Origin of the sequence: Vibrio mediterranei, from assembly GCF_900088415.1 — a bacterium.
In the GTDB taxonomy this organism is placed as follows: domain Bacteria; phylum Pseudomonadota; class Gammaproteobacteria; order Enterobacterales; family Vibrionaceae; genus Vibrio; species Vibrio mediterranei.
Genome location: NZ_FLLQ01000009.1, coordinates 171,389 through 187,931, shown reverse-complemented (window position 1 = coordinate 187,931; position 16,543 = coordinate 171,389). Strand labels below are relative to the sequence as shown.

17 protein-coding genes are annotated in these 16,543 nt (G+C 46.4%); 7 read left to right on the top strand and 10 right to left on the bottom strand.

Annotated elements, in window-relative coordinates:
• Positions 1-63: 63 nt before the first annotated feature.
• From rpsF to kefG, 6 genes are all read right to left on the bottom strand, one after another.
• Complete coding sequence (rpsF, locus tag VME0621_RS21815) at positions 64-444, bottom strand: 30S ribosomal protein S6 (RefSeq protein ID WP_006074804.1); 381 nt, start codon at positions 442-444, stop codon at positions 64-66.
• A 189-nt stretch (positions 445-633) separates the two neighbouring features.
• A complete protein-coding gene (locus tag VME0621_RS21810; RefSeq protein ID WP_062463014.1) occupies positions 634-1,575 on the bottom strand; it encodes an isoaspartyl peptidase/L-asparaginase family protein in 942 nt (313 codons plus the stop codon).
• Between the two features lie 74 nt (positions 1,576-1,649).
• On the bottom strand, positions 1,650-2,231 hold the full coding sequence (gene slyD, locus VME0621_RS21805) for a peptidylprolyl isomerase (RefSeq protein WP_038223079.1): 582 nt from the start codon (positions 2,229-2,231) through the stop codon (positions 1,650-1,652).
• A gap of 148 nt (positions 2,232-2,379) precedes the next feature.
• Entirely contained in the window at positions 2,380-2,583 is a 204-nt protein-coding gene (locus VME0621_RS21800) for a YheV family putative zinc ribbon protein (RefSeq protein ID WP_006074807.1), read from the bottom strand.
• 48 nt (positions 2,584-2,631) lie between these two features.
• Positions 2,632-4,428, bottom strand: coding sequence for a glutathione-regulated potassium-efflux system protein KefB (gene kefB / locus VME0621_RS21795; protein ID WP_038230925.1), 1,797 nt, complete (start codon positions 4,426-4,428; stop codon positions 2,632-2,634).
• On the bottom strand, positions 4,415-5,026 hold the full coding sequence (kefG, locus tag VME0621_RS21790) for a glutathione-regulated potassium-efflux system ancillary protein KefG (RefSeq protein ID WP_038230926.1): 612 nt from the start codon (positions 5,024-5,026) through the stop codon (positions 4,415-4,417). Before kefG ends, kefB begins: the two co-directional genes overlap by 14 nt.
• Positions 5,027-5,259: 233 nt before the next feature.
• Here kefG and VME0621_RS21785 point away from each other — a divergent pair, with 233 nt between their 5' ends.
• Both VME0621_RS21785 and VME0621_RS21780 read left to right on the top strand, forming a co-directional pair.
• On the top strand, positions 5,260-7,179 hold the full coding sequence (locus VME0621_RS21785; protein ID WP_038230927.1) for an ABC transporter ATP-binding protein: 1,920 nt from the start codon (positions 5,260-5,262) through the stop codon (positions 7,177-7,179).
• A complete protein-coding gene (locus VME0621_RS21780) occupies positions 7,179-7,658 on the top strand; it encodes a TIGR02444 family protein (protein ID WP_038230928.1) in 480 nt (159 codons plus the stop codon). The genes VME0621_RS21785 and VME0621_RS21780 overlap by 1 nt, the downstream gene beginning before the upstream one ends.
• Here the strand turns inward: VME0621_RS21780 and VME0621_RS21775 are convergent.
• Positions 7,648-8,244 (bottom strand): LysE family translocator, encoded by a 597-nt coding sequence (locus VME0621_RS21775; protein WP_062463017.1) that lies wholly within the window; start codon positions 8,242-8,244, stop codon positions 7,648-7,650. The two genes, VME0621_RS21780 and VME0621_RS21775, sit on opposite strands and share 11 nt — an antisense overlap.
• 118 nt (positions 8,245-8,362) lie before the next feature.
• On the opposite strand from VME0621_RS21775, the gene VME0621_RS21770 reads away from it, so the two are divergent.
• The 5 genes from VME0621_RS21770 (at position 8,363) to crp (ending at position 12,856) form a co-directional block, all read left to right on the top strand.
• Entirely contained in the window at positions 8,363-9,751 is a 1,389-nt protein-coding gene (locus tag VME0621_RS21770; RefSeq protein WP_062463020.1) for an aminotransferase-like domain-containing protein, read from the top strand.
• The gene (locus VME0621_RS21765) at positions 9,748-10,734 is read left to right on the top strand and encodes a hydrolase (RefSeq protein WP_006074814.1); all 987 of its coding nucleotides are present in this window, start codon (positions 9,748-9,750) and stop codon (positions 10,732-10,734) included. Before VME0621_RS21770 ends, VME0621_RS21765 begins: the two co-directional genes overlap by 4 nt.
• Before the next feature lie 38 nt (positions 10,735-10,772).
• Positions 10,773-10,985, top strand: a complete 213-nt coding sequence (locus VME0621_RS21760) for a YheU family protein (RefSeq protein ID WP_031493588.1) — start codon at positions 10,773-10,775, stop codon at positions 10,983-10,985.
• Between the two features lie 125 nt (positions 10,986-11,110).
• Positions 11,111-11,980, top strand: a complete 870-nt coding sequence (locus VME0621_RS21755; protein ID WP_006074816.1) for a phosphoribulokinase — start codon at positions 11,111-11,113, stop codon at positions 11,978-11,980.
• Positions 11,981-12,223: 243 nt separating this feature from the next.
• Positions 12,224-12,856 carry a cAMP-activated global transcriptional regulator CRP gene (gene crp, locus VME0621_RS21750; RefSeq protein WP_004410522.1) on the top strand — a complete coding sequence of 211 codons (633 nt, stop codon included), beginning with the start codon at positions 12,224-12,226 and terminating at the stop codon, positions 12,854-12,856.
• A 287-nt stretch (positions 12,857-13,143) separates the two neighbouring features.
• Here crp and VME0621_RS21745 read toward each other — a convergent pair whose 3' ends face one another.
• The 3 genes from VME0621_RS21745 to astA all read right to left on the bottom strand — a co-directional run bounded on the left by VME0621_RS21745 (position 13,144) and on the right by astA (position 16,521).
• Positions 13,144-13,935 (bottom strand): DUF1338 domain-containing protein, encoded by a 792-nt coding sequence (locus VME0621_RS21745; RefSeq protein WP_062463023.1) that lies wholly within the window; start codon positions 13,933-13,935, stop codon positions 13,144-13,146.
• Between the two features lie 12 nt (positions 13,936-13,947).
• Positions 13,948-15,405 (bottom strand): succinylglutamate-semialdehyde dehydrogenase, encoded by a 1,458-nt coding sequence (gene astD / locus VME0621_RS21740; RefSeq protein WP_062463026.1) that lies wholly within the window; start codon positions 15,403-15,405, stop codon positions 13,948-13,950.
• A gap of 96 nt (positions 15,406-15,501) precedes the next feature.
• Positions 15,502-16,521, bottom strand: a complete 1,020-nt coding sequence (gene astA, locus VME0621_RS21735) for an arginine N-succinyltransferase (RefSeq protein ID WP_062463028.1) — start codon at positions 16,519-16,521, stop codon at positions 15,502-15,504.
• Positions 16,522-16,543: the final 22 nt, after the last annotated feature.

The window sequence follows — 16,543 nt, the reverse complement described above, 5'->3', positions numbered from 1 at the left end:
ATCTAAATTAAAGTCTTGTTGTCGGCAATTGAATCAATTACCAAGTACTAAATGAGTAACGAATTACTCTGCAGCTGCTTCTGGCTTAGCTTCAGTACGCTCTTCGCGACGTGGAGCACGCTCTTCTTTCTGCTTAAGCATGATAGAAGGCTCAGTGATTGCTGCTTTAGTACGCATAATCATGTTACGTAGAACTGCATCGTTGAAACGGAAAGCAGTCTCTAGCTCATCAATAGCTTCTTGTGGAGCTTCAACGTTCATTAGAACGTAGTGAGCTTTGTGAAGCTTGTTGATTGGGTAAGCCAGTTGACGACGACCCCAGTCTTCTAGACGGTGAACAGTACCGTTAGCTTCAGTGATAGAACCAGTGTAACGCTCGATCATGCCAGCAACTTGCTCGCTTTGATCAGGGTGCACCATGAATACGATTTCGTAATGACGCATTGGTTGCTCCTTACGGATTATTAGCTTCCACGTTTGGCTCGGTCGTCCAGAGGAAGCAAGGAACGAATAAAAAAGACCGAGAATTAAGGACCGCGAATGTTACAGAAAGGACGGAAAATAAGCAAGCAATTTTAGAGGTTTAAGAGGCTAAGCAATACTCCTCAATGCTTAGCCATCCAAAAAGCCTTGTTATTCATCAGCATAGATCTTTACAGTTAATTCACCATGGCAATCTACCGAGGCGCGGTACATGCCTGAGCTATTCATACCAAAATGAACATCACCTTGAGCATCCACTGCAATTAAGCCACCCTCGCCACCCATGGTTTTCAGTTCACCTTGAATTACCGCTTCACACGCCGTATGAACGTCTTCTTTTAGATAGCGCATTCGCGCCGCGACATCACCTGCAACGGTTTTACGGATAAAGTACTCACCCATTCCGGTAGTTGAAACCGCAACATTGCCGTTTTCAGCGAAGGTACCTGCGCCGATAATCGCAGTATCGCCAACACGGCCGTACTTTTTATTGGTTACACCACCAGTACTTGTCGCGGCAGCCAAGTTGCCATGGCGGTCCAGTGCCACCGCCCCTACCGTGCCGTACTTTTTGTCATCTGGATATTTCGATTCAGACAGGGCAAACAATCCTTTCTCTTTCATCGAAAGTAATTGTTCGTAGCGACGCTCAGTAAAGAAGTAATCTTGCTCGGTATATTCGTGTTGATGTTCAAACGCAAACTTCTCCGCGCCTTCTCCGATTAATAACACATGATCGCTATCGCGCATCACATCTCGCGCCAGCTCAATCGGGTTACGAATATGACGAACGCCAGCGACCGCGCCTGCATCCATAGCCGCGCCATGCATCACAGAAGCATCCATCTCAACCATTTCATCATGAGTTAATACCGAGCCTTTTCCCGCATTAAAATGTGGCGAGTCTTCCATCACTTTAACCGCTGCTACTGTTGCATCTAGAGCGTCACCACCCGCTTCCAATATCGCAGCGCCCGCCTGAACTGATTGAGTCAGTGCTGCCAATATCTCTTGCTTCAATGTCTCAGTCATCTGATCACGCAATATGGTTCCAGCGCCACCATGAATCGCAATTGCAAAAGGCTTAGTCATACCGTTCGTTCCTACTTCCCTACTGTTTAAAACCAAAAAGACCTCCCATAGGGAGGCCTTTCAAAACTCAACGATTAGTGAGAACCACAACCGCCGCCACCGCAGCAACCGTCTTCTTTTTTCTCACCGTGGTCGTCACCACCACAACAGCCACCTTCTTCACCGTGACCTTCGCCGCCACAACAGCCGCCGCCCTGGTGAATATGACCATGTTCAATTTCTTCTGCCTTAGCTTCGCGAATCGCAACCACTTCAACATCAAACGTTAGTGTTTGGCCTGCAAGCATGTGGTTACCGTCAACCACAACTTCGTCACCGTCTACTTCGGTTACTTCAACAGGGATTGGACCTTGGTCTGTATCCGCTAGAAAACGCATGCCCACTTCGATAGTGTCAACGCCTTGGAATACATTCGCTGGTACACGTTGTACTAATGCGTCATTGTGTTCACCGTAAGCATCCTCTGGAGAAACAGTAGCTGTGAATTTATCACCCGCTTCTTTGCCTTCAAGTTCCTTTTCTAGACCAACGATTAGGTTGTTGTGACCGTGTAGGTAATCTAGAGGTGCTTCTACTGTTGATTGATCAACGACAACACCGTCTTCTGTTTTTACTTGGTACGCTAGGCTAACTACTGCGTTCTGAGTAACTTTCATGTGAGCTCCAAAGGATTGGCCTTGAGAGATCATTAAAGCAAAGCCTTTTTGCGAACAGCAAACCGACTCAAATGATCATCTCATCAAAAATTAATCCGCCTTTAAGCGGCGTGTTCGCATATTATGGGGTCAGAAATAAGAAACTCAATCATTCAGGCTTAAAAATTCCGATTAATTCCTCATCACTGCGTTCAGTTTTCTCTACAGCTTTTGGCGTGCGTTGTTCTTTGAATTCACACTCTACACACTCCACCCACTCAACATTGTTGTCTATCCACCAGCGCAAACTGTCTTGCTGGCTACACTTAGGGCAGCTTGCCCCCGCAATAAAACGTTTCTTGGTACTGCTCATGTTACTTCCTAATTCCGACCTTCAACCGCAATGGCTTTAACTTCAACGTTAATCCCAGAAATTACGCGATTGGCGATCATTTTCCATTTCACGGCCAAAGATTTCTTCGAGTTCTTTACGAGCTTCTTTCGATCTTTGTGCCAATTCTTTATCTTCACTGTGTTGAGGCAACAGCTCTTTAAGCATGGCATTATCCAGCTTTCTAAAGTGCGCTTCTGCGCGCTTTGCCTCATAAGGATGAAATCCTAGCTCCACTAATGCCTGTCGACCTAAATCCAAGGCGCCCAAAAATGTCTCTCGCGAATAACATTGCACGCCATGATTCATAAGCTGATAGGCCTCTACTCGACTTCGAGCCCTTGCTAAGACTCTAAGCTTTGGAAAATGGTTATGACAAAGGTCCACCACTTCCATGATCTCCTCAGGAGAATCGGTACAGATAATGATAGCCTCGGCTTTATCGGCGCCCGCCGCTCTTAACAAATCCACCTGAGTCGCATCACCATAAAACACCTTATAACCGTATTTTCTTAACAGGTGAATTTGGCTCGCATCACTTTCTAATACGGTAACTTTGACCTTATTGGCGTACATCAAACGACCGACAATTTGTCCAAATCGTCCGAAGCCAGCAATGATCACTCTCGGCTGTCGATCCTCAACATCGGTTTTAATGGTGGTTTCTTCTACTTGATTGAGTGATTTCTCAAACCATTTTTTCTGTCCCATAAGCAGCAATGGTGTGGTTACCATGGACAAACTCACCACAACCAGCAGAAAAGCAGACTCTTCGGCAGGCAATAGCCCTTGCGCGCTCGCCGCCGTAAAGATAACAAAGGCAAACTCACCGCCTTGACTCAAAATCGCCGCCATTTTACTGCGCGATTTCGGTCCGATACCAAACAAACGGGCCAGTACGTACAAGATAAGCCCTTTGATAATGACCAAAGACACCACAGCAAACAGCACAGCGAGTGGTTCAGAAATCAGTAATCCAAGGTTTACCGCCATACCCACAGCGATAAAGAATAACCCTAGCAGCAGACCTTTGAATGGCTCAATGGCGATTTCCAACTCATGCCGGTACTCACTTTCGGCCAGTAACACCCCTGCTAAAAACGTCCCTAAAGCCATGGATAACCCAAGCTTTTGCATAAAGGCAGCAATACCAATCACTAGCAGCAATGCGGCCACGGTAAACAACTCACGCACACCGCTCATGACGACATAACGAAACAGAGGACGAATCAGAAAGTGGCCGCCCACCAGCAAGCCTAAAACGCCCGCTAACATCCAAATAATGTCTGCCCAGTTGCCCGCTGTGTTGCCTGCTAATAATGGCAGTAATGCCAACATTGGAATAACCGCAATATCTTGAAACAGCAGAACGGCAAAGCCGGACTGTCCGGTCTCGCCGCCTCCTAGCCCTTGTTCTTCAATAACTCGAAGGGCTATCGCGGTAGATGAAAGCGCGAGGCCCATTCCTATCGCTAAACTGGTTTGCCAAGAGAGATTAAATAAAGAAGCAATCGCAGAAAGAATCAAAGTAGTGACGACAACCTGTGCGCCACCTAAACCAAGGATGGGAACTCGCATCTGCCACAGCTTCTTAGGATTCAGTTCCAAGCCAATTAAAAACAGCAGCAGTACGACACCAAATTCGGAAAAATGAAGTATTTCATCCACATCGCTAATAAGCCCTAGCCCCCATGGGCCAATGGCAACACCAGCCAACAGATAGCCGAGAACACTGCCCAATCCAAGGCGCTGGGCAATGGGAACCGCAACCACAGCAGCAGAGAGGAAAATAACACCGCTTTGCAAGAAATCGTTAGTCATCGCCATGTTCCACCTCCGCACCTTGCAGCGTGGACATCATCAAAGATTCATCAAACGGATGCATTAACCATTGGCGGTACAATTCCGCATGTTGATATCGATCCATATCACCGACACGTCGTGACCAATAGAGCACCAGCGGCTCCAGCCACTGCATTTTACACAAGGCAGCCGTTAGCTCGAATGGCTGCAAAATCTGCTCTAACGGGTACTTATTGTAGCCCGATTGACTAAAGGCAGACTCTTTACCTCCGGTAGTAATGACACTACGCCAGTACTTACCTTCCAATGCGCAATCATCACCGAAGGCAAAGCCTTTACCCAGCACACGGTCAATCCACTCCTTTAACAAAGAGGGGCAAGAGTACATATAGAGAGGATGCTGAAGCACAATTACATCGTGATCGAGCAAAAGCTGGTGCTCAGCTTTAACGTCAATAAAGAAGTCAGGATACAGAGCGTACAGATCTCTTAGGGTTACATTATCAAGAGATTGAATCTTCTTGAGCATAACCTGATTGGCAATCGAGTTTTGCGGCTCTGGATGGGCATAGATGACCAGAACCTTGGGGGATGTGTTGGTGCTTTCGAGTATGGAAGTCATTCCTAGACGTCTATCCTTAAACCTAGCGATACCCTTAAAGCTTAAGGGTAGATAGATATGATTGTTATTTAAATCATTCTATTTTTGTTATCAGTTTGTTCCATCATAACCCAAACTTACGTCAAGGTGCAGGTTAGTTTGCGATGAGTAGGATCGGATAATGATCGACATTTAAACACTTTGCCCCTAGTATTCGTTGGTCAAAAACTCAATAACAAGCTAGCTGTATTCATATGATCACCTTCTCTGATATTCAATTGCTTCGAGGTGGTAAACCACTCCTCGATCAAGCCTCTGCAACCATTCACCCAGGTGATAAAGTAGGTTTAGTAGGTAAAAATGGCTGTGGTAAATCCACGCTCTTTGCTCTGCTAAAAGATGAGCTTTCCATCGATGCTGGCTCGTTTAGCCAACCTGCGCATTGGGAGTTAGCTTGGGTAGCACAGGAAACCCCTGCGTTAGATCGCAGTGCTATCGAATATGTCATTGATGGTGATAGAGAATATCGTGCACTAGAACAAGCTCTGGTTGAAGCCGAGAAACAAGACAACGGCACACTAGTGGCAGAGCTTCACGGTAAAATTGAAGTGATTGGTGGCTACAGCATCCGTGCACGTGCCGCTGAACTGCTTGATGGCCTTGGCTTTAGTCAGGCACAAATGAGTTGGAGCCTAACGCAGTTCTCAGGTGGTTGGCGCATGCGTTTAAACCTCGCGCAAGCTCTGCTGTGCCGCTCTGATCTACTGCTACTCGACGAACCAACCAACCACTTAGATCTAGACGCCGTCATGTGGCTAGAGCGTTGGCTGCAAAACTATCCGGGTACCTTGGTTCTGATCTCACACGACCGAGACTTTTTGGATCCGATCGTTGGTCGCATTATCCATATCGAAAACCAACTGCTAAATGAATATACGGGTAACTACTCTTCGTTCGAAGATCAGCGTGCGCAAAAGCTGATCTTGCAACAAGCGCAGTATCAGAAGCAACAAAAGCAGATGGCTCACATGCAAAGCTATATTGACCGCTTCCGTTATAAGGCGTCTAAAGCTCGCCAAGCACAAAGCCGTATTAAAGCATTAGAACGCATGGAGAAGGTACTTCCCGCTCAGTTTGATAATCCGTTCAGTTTCGAATTTAGAGAGCCAGCCGCGCTTCCTAATCCTATCATTATGATGGATGACGTCTCGGCCGGTTACGACGATAACGTCATATTAGAGAAGATTCGTCTAAATCTCGTTCCTGGCAGCCGCATTGGTCTACTAGGTCGTAATGGCGCAGGTAAATCTACACTGATTAAGCTGCTCTCTGGAGAGCTCAACGCAAAGGGTGGCGATCTCAACTACTCGCAAGGCGTGAAAATCGGTTACTTTGCTCAGCATCAATTAGAGACACTTCATCCGGAAGAAACACCTTTACAGCACATGATGCAAATTGCGCCTCAACATACCGAGCAGCAGCTTCGTGACTACTTAGGTAGTTTTGGTTTCCAAGGAGAAAAAGCGCTGGAGAAAGTCGCGCCTTTTTCTGGCGGTGAAAAAGCACGTCTGGTGTTGGCTCTGATCGTTTGGCAAAAACCAAACTTACTATTACTCGATGAACCGACCAACCACTTAGATCTTGATATGCGCCAAGCGCTAACTTTGGCACTGCAAACCTTTGAAGGTGCGATGGTTATCGTCAGTCACGACCGCTATTTATTGCGTGCGACCACCGATGATCTTTATCTTGTGCACGATCGCCAAGTGGCACCATTTAATGGTGATTTGGTGGATTACTATAAGTGGCTCACCGACCAGCAGCGACTAGAGCGCAAAGAAGCCCAAGAGAACGAGCCAGAGAAAAGCTCTAACAATAGCGCAGCAGCGAAGAAAGAGCAGAAACGTAAAGAAGCTGAGTTTAGAAAGCAAACTGCACCAATTCGCAAAACACTGACAAAACTTGAAGAAAAAATGGATAAGTTATCCGCCCTTGTCGCTGAGGCAGAAGAGCAATTGTCCGATACTTCTCTGTATGATGCGGAAAATAAAGCTAAACTCAATGAAGTACTTGCCAAACAGGCTTCTAGCAAATCCGAGCTCGAAGACGTAGAAATGGAGTGGATGGCCCAGCAAGAAGTTCTTGAGCAAATGGAACAGGAATTTAATCAGTAATGACAACAGAGCACGTATCTTCCACACTCACCCTAGAGCACCTTTGGCAGTTTAGCCTGCAATATTACGGTGTGCGTGAAGTGAAAGAAGCGTGCTTAAATTTGCAAAATCAATTTCATGGTAATGTGAATCTGCTGCTGTTGCTGAAATGGCTCGATGAACAATCGGTTCGCTTTCAATCTGAAGACTGGCATCTAGTCCAGTCTTGCTTAGGTCGAACCGAACAGCTCCTGCACCAATATCGCGATATCCGTCGCCAACTCAAACACAACGTAGTTGATAGCCTTTATCGTGAAGCCCTAGAATTTGAACTCAGTCTGGAAAAACAACAGCAGTCCGATCTTGTCGACTGTATCAATAGCCTTGCACTGATCCCCCACGATCACGAGCCACTGGTACTGATCTACTGTCGACAACTTGGCGCCGAACATCTGGGATTGATCTTCGCTAAGCCGATCAGCGAACTCCCTACCAGATAAATACCACACAAGAAGCCGTCAGCGCCGCCATGCTAGAGTTAAAGCGTCGCCACGCAGTGGGAGTCGACAGCCAACGACGAATAAAGGTGCCAAAACCAACCCACACAGACGAAGTTTGTAGCTGAACCACTAGAAAAATCACCGAAATGCCAATCAAGGACCACCAATAATACTCACCAGCAATGGCAAATGAACTGACCGCCGTAACTGACATAACCCACGCCTTAGGATTCAGATATTGAAACAACATAGCTTCCAAGCATGTCATAGGCTTTGCCTGCTGAGTACCATCTCCTTTGTTAATGCCAGCGGTTAGAATGCGCCAAGCCAAATATAACAAGTATGCACTACCAAGCCATTTCAAAATTTCTTGCACCACTGGGTAAGTCTTAAATACCACACCTAAACCCACACCATTGAGCAAAATGAGGCTAATCAAGCCAAATCCAATACCGAAAAAATGAGGTATCGAGCGCATGTAGCCAAAGTTCGCGCCTGAAGCTGTCAGCATGACATTATTTGGGCCTGGGGTCCCAGTCATGACAACGGCAAAAAGTGCCACAGACAAGAAAAATGACCAATCCATATGATTCCTCCAAAATTGTACCGATACAATTACAAAAATTACGTTGCTTTATTGTTAATTAGTGACCAAAATAACCCTAACAAACGATCAAAACAGACGCAAAAGGTTTATTGTCACCATGACAATCGAAACAATTACGGTATACAAGCAGGATCCAACACCGATCTACAAACAGATCGCCGATCAGATCGCACATCAAATTGAGTCAGGAGAATTGGCAAGCAACAGCAAGTTGCCGACCCATCGTTGGCTTGCTGATCAGCTGCATGTCACGGTTGGCACCATTACTCGCGCCTATTCTGAAATCGAGCGTCGTGGCTTAGTTGAAGCTCGAGTAGGTGCCGGCACTTATGTGGCTGATACCAATAAACCCAGCTGGGCGTTTGAAGAAAGCAGTGTCGATCCGAATGAATACAATTTTGGTTATAACATTCCACCGCAGCTGGATCGCAGTGACATGCTGAAGCAAGCGATGCAGAGGATCTCCACCTCTCCGGCTCATTTGAACCAACTAATGATCTATCAGCCTCCTTCTGGTCTGGATGCACATCGTTCAATTGTCACTAAGTGGTTAAACAGCAAAGGCATCAAACTGCACGCCCACAAGTTACTATTTAGCTCAGGGGCTCAACATGCCATTCAAATGGTTTTAGATACTTTCACCAGAGCAGGCGATACGGTGTTGGTTGAAAAGTACACTTATCCAGGCGTCATTAGCCTAGCGCGCCAGAACCAATTGACCCTAAAAGGGGTTGAGATGGATGAGTTTGGTGTCACTCCAGAATCGCTTGAAGTCTGTTGTCAGCGCTATTCACCACGATTTATTTATCTCACGCCGACACTACAAAACCCGACCACGGCAATCATGCCTGAAGAGCGTCGACTCGATATTATTCGTGTGTGTGAGCAGTACAATGTTTACATCATTGAAGATGAAATCAACGGATTGCTACTCGAATCTCCACCCGCCCCTATGGTGAATTACGCCCCAGAACGAGTGGTTCATATTGGCGCTTTCTCAAAATGCCTCGCTCCCGGGTTAAGGGTGGGCTATGTCCATGCACCAGAAAAACTGTATCAAAAGCTATTGGTGACGCTACAAACTCATAGCTGGATGATTAGCCCTCTACTCACTGCACTAACCTGTGAAATGCTCACCTCTGGTGACGCAGAACGTAACTTAACGCTCATACACAGAGAGATGAAAGCGCGTATTGATATTGCGACACGTGCTCTCGATGGTTTTGAGCTAGGCTATCAAACAGGTGGGTTTCATATTTGGTTAACTCTCCCAGAAAACTGGCGCCTCAGTGAGTTCGTTAGTAAAGCCCAAGAGATGGGTATTATCGTTAAATCCGGTGAACTGTTTGCCCCACCCGGAGGCTCGGTAGCGCCGGCAGTGCGTTTGTCGTTAAGCTCACCACAAACGATCGAACAACTTCAGATCGGCGTAGACAAATTAAAAGCCCTGTTATTATCCAACACAGTCGATGAATTCACCTTATGAGTACTGCTAAATTTATTGCCGCCAAAGGACTTGGTAACCCGCACATACAAACCTTGATTCCTCGCTTCGTAAGAAGAAAGCCTTTGTTTGAACCAATTTGGGAAACGTTGGACACGCCAGATGGCGACTTTGTTGAGCTTGCATGGAGTGAAGAGCCTCATTCATCAAGCGCGAAAAGCAAACCTGTTTTTGTTCTGTTTCATGGGCTAGAAGGCTGTTTCAATAGCCCCTATGCCAATGGCTTAATGCACGCTTTTGCTCAGCAAGGCTGGCTCTCTGTTATGATGCACTTTCGCGGCTGCGGTCCCAACCCGAACCGGCTAGCTCGTGCCTATCACTCTGGTGAAATTGGTGATGCTAGGCAGTTCATCGAGCTTTTGGATCATCGTTACCCAAATGCCAAAAAGGCTGCTGTGGGCATTTCGTTAGGGGGCAACATGCTGACGAATTATCTTGCTCACTACCAGAATGACAGCAAGCTGGATGGTGCAACGATTGTCTCTGCACCGTTGGATCTCGGTGCATGTGCTCGACGAATTGAGCAGGGCTTTTCCAAGCTATATCGCTCATACCTACTCAGCTCGATGAAAAAGAACGCGCTAAACAAACTGCACCTTCTCAGTGATGTATTAGGTCTTACGGCGGAAAAAATCCAAAACATGCGCAAACTGTACGAGTTTGATGACCTAATCACCGCACCACTGCATGGTTTTCGGGATGCTGAAGACTATTACAATCAATGCTCTGGATTACAAAGAATGTGTGACATTACTGTTCCCACTCAATTTATCCACGCAAAGGATGACCCATTTATGAGCCATGAAGTCATTCCAAACTTCGCCCTCCCTGCTCATATTGACTATCGCCTACACGAACGTGGCGGTCATGTGGGTTTTATGTCTGGCAGTCTGCGTCAACCTAAGTTTTGGCTAGAGGAAACCTTGCCAAACTACTATCGCCACCTACTCCACTCGTCCACATGACGGTATACTCTCCCGTATCATAGAGTGATGAGGTATTTATGATTATTCCATGGCAACAAATCGCAGCAGAGACGCTGGATAATTTGATCAAAGAATTCGTATTGCGTGAAGGTACTGACTACGGCGACACTGAGTGGTCGTTGGACGATAAGGTATCGCACGTCAAAGCTCAACTAGAGAGCGGAGAGGCTGTAATTGTCTTCTCCGAATTACATGAAACCGTCGATATTCAGCTACGTCGTTCGATGTAAATGACGTGAGCATGACAATCTAGTGCTATAGTAAAACGCTATTGAACCTAAATGAGCAAACAGCGTCTAAATAGTTCATAGGGTTAGCAAAACAAAATTATAACTATCATTACACAGGAAGTGTTATGTCTGCAAAACACCCCATTATTGCGGTGACCGGCTCTTCTGGAGCAGGTACAACAACAACGTCAGAAGCGTTTCGCAAAATGTTCAACATGATGAGCGTGAAGCCCGCTTTTATTGAAGGTGACAGCTTTCACCGCTTTACTCGTCCAGAAATGGATATCGAGATCCGCAAAGCCAAAGAGCAAGGAAAACACATCAGTTACTTTGGCCCGCAAGCAAATGACTTCCCTGCGTTAGAAGAATTCTTCCGCAACTACGGACAAAATGGCACAGGTCAGTTCCGTCGTTACCTGCATACGTTTGATGAAGCTGTACCATACAATCAAATGCCTGGCACATTCACGCCTTGGCAAGATCTACCTGAAAATTCCGATGTACTGTTTTATGAAGGCTTACACGGTGGTGTTGTCGACGGAGAGGTAAACGCAGCTCAACATGTCGACTTACTTATCGGCATGGTGCCGATAGTCAACTTGGAGTGGATTCAGAAATTTGTTCGTGATACTCGCGATAGAGGACATTCCAGAGAAGCGGTTACCGACTCTATTGTCCGTTCAATGGATGATTACCTTAGTTATATTACCCCGCAATTCTCACGCACTCATATTAACTTTCAACGCGTCCCTACGGTGGATACCTCCAACCCACTCAACGCCAAAGGCATTCCAAGCTTAGATGAAAGCTTCGTGGTGATTCGTCTACGTGGTATCAAAAATGTCGATTTCCCTTATCTATTGGCAATGATAGATGGCTCGTTCATGTCGCGACATGACACCATAGTGGTACCGGGCGGTAAGATGAGTTTTGCGATGGAATTAATCGTCAGGCCAATACTTCAACAGCTCATAGAAACTGGAAAAATAGGTTAGCTTTCACGCTTTAACCGTAGATGATTTTTTATACCGTGATCATGTGCACAGTTTTGTATAGAAAAATGGTCTGATGACACGATTAAAATCAAGAAAAATGGCGCAAAAAAGGATACTATTTCTAGGAAACAGAAGATCGCTTGCGCCATCTTCAAAGTGCTTTTATGCTAGTAAGTCTTAACCAACGGGCTTGCTAACAAATATGGAAAGCAGCAAGCATACCCTGCAGAGGAAGTAAGATATATGGTTCTAGGTAAACCTCAAACCGACCCAACGTTAGAGTGGTTCCTTTCACACTGCCACATTCACAAGTATCCTTCTAAAAGCACGCTAATCCATGCGGGCGAGAAAGCGGAAACTCTTTACTACATCGTAAAAGGTTCTGTAGCGGTACTGATCAAAGATGAAGAAGGCAAAGAGATGATCTTGTCTTACCTTAATCAAGGTGACTTCATTGGTGAACTTGGCTTGTTCGAAGAAGACCAAGAACGTACGGCATGGGTACGTGCAAAATCTCCTTGTGAAGTTGCGGAAATCTCATTCAAGAAATTCCGTCAGCTGATTCAAGTTAACCCTGATATTCTAATGCGCTTATCTGCTCAAATGGCAAGCCGTCTACAAGTGACTAGCCAAAAAGTAGGTGACTTAGCGTTCCTAGACGTAACAGGCCGCATTGCTCAAACGCTACTAAACCTAGCGAAGCAACCAGACGCAATGACTCACCCAGATGGCATGCAAATCAAGATCACTCGTCAAGAGATCGGCCAAATTGTTGGCTGTTCACGTGAGACAGTGGGACGCATTCTTAAGATGCTAGAAGAGCAGAACCTAATCTCTGCTCACGGTAAGACTATTGTTGTTTACGGTACTCGTTAATTTCTAGCGACGTTACTTTTACAAAAGCTAATAGCTAAAAAGCCACCGCAAGGTGGCTTTTTTATTATTGTTTTCACGCTCGGTTACTAGATAAGGCGTGTTCCTATCTCAAATTTTCGTCACTCTGCAGGCCGTACGCCTGCAAAGGCAGGAGTCTGCTCAAAGCTGCCACCCGCTGAAACCCTATCCCTGCCTTCGCAGGGATGACCGATTATTTTTGGAGTAGCAGTGCTAAGAATGACTACATGCTTATCTCTGAAGTTCGTCACTCCTGCCAACAATAAAGCTTATTGGTGCGTACTCTCAAAAATCTTATCCGCAGATGCCGCGACGAAGCCTTGATAGTAAATGCCGTCCGCCATTTGATATCGCTTAGCGAACTCATAGAAGCCGCCAGGGATAATCTGTTCACCACCGGTGAACATCACTGGCACTTTATCCGCCATTGTTGAGGACTGCTCAAGTAACACCTCTGGAGAACCTTTCACTTCGCCGCCAGATTCATTGATAGCAAAACCGGCCTCACGAAGGTGTTGGTTTACTTCTACGACTTCCTGAAAACGCTCCAGCTGATTTACGCTCACCGTAAAGTGGTTCGCGCCATAACCGTGGGCAGCCAACCACGATGCATACTCGCTCTCTTCGGCTAGCGTCTGAAAATCAGCGTAACTCAAGTCCCATAGACGCCCACCATAAAGGAAGTCTGCGCTATCCAACTTCTCCGCTTCAACTTGAGCCACTAGCTTAGCGACAATATCTTGCAGTTGCTGCGAACACAGTTCGACTCTAAGCTCACTAATAAACACTTTTGGTAATAGAGCATTACTATGCTCTAAATGAATCGCAGAGAGCTTCTTAGCCTCAAACACATAATCACCAGAGACTTTGTAACCAAGAGTGATAAAGTGCTTTGCCAACGAATCGATGCCCAGAGGGCCGACATTAAAAGTACGTAGCGCAATGTGGTCGTTAATCAGCGCTTCATCCTCTTTGAGCAGAGCATGGACTTTATCAGCAGAAGGGCAAAGACGGCGAATATAGTCTTGCCATAAATGGTTAAATAGAGCGTCTACAGTCATAACAGAAGTTCCTTAGAGTTCAATACCAGGGCTTAGCGTTGCAGGAAGCACGGTATTGTCTCCTTCCATGGACGCCATAGGGTATGCACAGTAATCGGCCGCATAGAAAGCACTTGGTCTTAGGTTACCTGATGCACCAGGTCCTCCGAATGGCGCATCACCACTCGCTCCAGTAAGCTGACGGTTACGGTTTACAATGCCTGCACGAATATGGTCAACGAAGTACTGCCACTCTTCATCGCTTTGCGAAATCAAACCTGCCGACAAACCAAAGCGAGTATCGTTTGCGAGTTCTACTGCTTGTGGTAGCGTTTCATAGCGTACTAGCTGTAACAAGGGACCAAAGTACTCTTCATCTGGTAGCTGCTCGATATTCGTTGCATCAATCAACGCAGGCGTAACGAAAGCAGCTTGTAGGCGTTTCGCTTCCACTAAGCTCTTGCCACCTAGTTTCAGGAGCTCGGCTTGCGCCGCAATAATATGGTCAGCCGCCTGTTCAGAGATTTGTGGCCCCATAAATGGTGCTGGTTCGGCGAAAGGCTCATCGATACGAATCTTACCAATTGCAGAAACTAAGCGTTCAACCAGTTGATCACCTCTTTGCCCAAATGGCACATAAAGGCGTCTTGCACAGGTACAGCGTTGTCCAGCACTAATGTATGCCGATTGCAAAATGGTATAAACCGCAGCATCCATATCCCCAAAGTCTTCACTGATCACCAGCGGATTATTACCGCCCATTTCTAGCGCTAACATCTTGCCCGGTTGCCCCGCGAATTGCCTATGCAGAATGTGTCCCGTATTGGCACTACCTGTGAACAGTACGCCATCAATGCCTTTAGAATCAGCAAGCGCAATGCCCGTCTCCTTGCCGCCTTGAACAAGGTTAATGACACCAGATGGAAGACCAACCTCTTCCCAAAGTTTCATTGCTAACTCACCAACTAGCGGCGTCTGCTCAGACGGTTTAAAGACCACTGTGTTCCCTGCTAGTAACGCAGGCACAATGTGACCGTTAGGTAGGTGACCAGGGAAATTATAAGGCCCAAAGACAGCCATGACACCAAGAGGCCTGTGACGGAGGACGATTTGGTTGCCATCGGCTTCGCGTTGGGTCTCGCCGGTACGCTGATGATAAGCACGAATAGAAATCGCAATTTTGCCAGCCATCGCTCCCGCTTCAGTGCGCGTTTCCCATAACGGTTTACCCGTTTCTTTGGCGATGGCTATGGCAATATCTTCACTACGTTCTTTCACTTTCTCTGCGAAAGACAAAACGATGGCTTCACGCTCTTCAAATGGACGCTTCTTCCACTCGATAAATGCCTGACGAGCAGCAGAGACGGCGCTTTCAACCTGTTGAGCAGTGGCTGACTGACCTTCCCAAATAGTTTGATTGTTGTATGGGGATAGTGACTGAAAAGTGTCACCTTGGCCTGCAACCCAGTTACCTGCGATCCATTGAGTCATAGTGAAGTTCCTTAAATTGAATGAGCTAAGAGCAAGCAGAACTTCCGCTTCTCTTAAACCGTGGTGGTAATCGACCACCATCTTATTATTTGACTGTTATTGAGCCAGCATACGCACCATATCGCCCTCGGCGACATTCAGTGCTTGTGCTGCTTCTGCTGTGAGCAATACCTTGCCACTTTCTGGGTCGTATGCCGCTTTGGCCGCGACCGCTCGGAAGTTCTCAAACGAGGTATTTGCCACCAAATAATCTTGAGAGCTCGAATGCTCTGCAATCGCTACTTGAGCTCGGAAAGAGTCACGAACCGCTTGAATATTGCGAAGGTCACATTCAACCGTTGGGCCTGCATCGAAAATGTCGACATAGTTACGGCAAGTAAAGCCTTCGTTTTCAAGCAGCTTCAAAGCCGGACGCGTATTCTCATGCACCTGCCCAATCACCTCTTGCGCTTCTTTGCTGAGCAAGTTGATATAGATAGGAAGCTTTGGCATTAGATCTGCGATAAAGCCTTTTTTACCAATTCCGGTCAGATAATCTGCCAAGGTAAAATCGATAGAAAAGAAATGCTCTTGTAACCACTTCCAAAATGGAGAATTGCCTTCCGCATCGGACACACCACGCATTTCAGCAAAAATCGTTTTAGAGAAACGCTCTGGGTGCTCTGCCATCATCAAAAAGCGGCATTTAGACATCAATCGACCATTCAATCCGCCACGGAATTCAGGGCGTAAGAACAAGGTACAAATCTCACTGCATCCAGTGTAATTATTCCCAAAGGTCAGAAGCTTAACGACATTGTTGACGTTGAGTTTTGGCGACGAGTGCACCACCGTACTAATGTGATAAGAATAGAAAGGGACATCCCAGCCAATCGCACCTTCTATACCTGTGGTACCCGCCACTTCACCAGTTTCTGTATCAACACCCACCATCAAATAACCTTCATCGGTCGGCGTCGTCACGTCTTGCTTGGCAAAACTGTATTCAGAATGGGTAATTCGGTTAGTAAGAAGCTCTTCATTCACAGGAAGAGAAGTAAAACCGTGTCCTGATTCTACCGCGCAAGTATGCAGCGCGTCGTAATCAGACATAGAGATAGGACGAACAACAAGCATCAATAATCCCTCCTGACGCAAA

Bases quoted from the DNA above. Each gene is read 5' to 3' on its own strand.
- astA (WP_062463028.1), bottom strand. From the start codon at position 16,521: ATGCTTGTTGTTCGTCCTATCTCTATGTCTGATTACGACGCGCTGCAT.
- VME0621_RS21780 (WP_038230928.1), top strand. From the start codon at position 7,179: ATGACAACAGAGCACGTATCTTCCACACTCACCCTAGAGCACCTTTGG.
- VME0621_RS21755 (WP_006074816.1), top strand. From the start codon at position 11,111: ATGTCTGCAAAACACCCCATTATTGCGGTGACCGGCTCTTCTGGAGCA.
- slyD (WP_038223079.1), bottom strand. From the start codon at position 2,231: ATGAAAGTTACTCAGAACGCAGTAGTTAGCCTAGCGTACCAAGTAAAA.
- VME0621_RS21770 (WP_062463020.1), top strand. From the start codon at position 8,363: ATGACAATCGAAACAATTACGGTATACAAGCAGGATCCAACACCGATC.
- VME0621_RS21765 (WP_006074814.1), top strand. From the start codon at position 9,748: ATGAGTACTGCTAAATTTATTGCCGCCAAAGGACTTGGTAACCCGCAC.
- VME0621_RS21800 (WP_006074807.1), bottom strand. From the start codon at position 2,583: ATGAGCAGTACCAAGAAACGTTTTATTGCGGGGGCAAGCTGCCCTAAG.
- astD (WP_062463026.1), bottom strand. From the start codon at position 15,405: ATGACTCAATGGATCGCAGGTAACTGGGTTGCAGGCCAAGGTGACACT.
- kefB (WP_038230925.1), bottom strand. From the start codon at position 4,428: ATGGCGATGACTAACGATTTCTTGCAAAGCGGTGTTATTTTCCTCTCT.
- VME0621_RS21810 (WP_062463014.1), bottom strand. From the start codon at position 1,575: ATGACTAAGCCTTTTGCAATTGCGATTCATGGTGGCGCTGGAACCATA.
- VME0621_RS21745 (WP_062463023.1), bottom strand. From the start codon at position 13,935: ATGACTGTAGACGCTCTATTTAACCATTTATGGCAAGACTATATTCGC.
- rpsF (WP_006074804.1), bottom strand. From the start codon at position 444: ATGCGTCATTACGAAATCGTATTCATGGTGCACCCTGATCAAAGCGAG.
- crp (WP_004410522.1), top strand. From the start codon at position 12,224: ATGGTTCTAGGTAAACCTCAAACCGACCCAACGTTAGAGTGGTTCCTT.
- kefG (WP_038230926.1), bottom strand. From the start codon at position 5,026: ATGACTTCCATACTCGAAAGCACCAACACATCCCCCAAGGTTCTGGTC.
- VME0621_RS21760 (WP_031493588.1), top strand. From the start codon at position 10,773: ATGATTATTCCATGGCAACAAATCGCAGCAGAGACGCTGGATAATTTG.
- VME0621_RS21785 (WP_038230927.1), top strand. From the start codon at position 5,260: ATGATCACCTTCTCTGATATTCAATTGCTTCGAGGTGGTAAACCACTC.
- VME0621_RS21775 (WP_062463017.1), bottom strand. From the start codon at position 8,244: ATGGATTGGTCATTTTTCTTGTCTGTGGCACTTTTTGCCGTTGTCATG.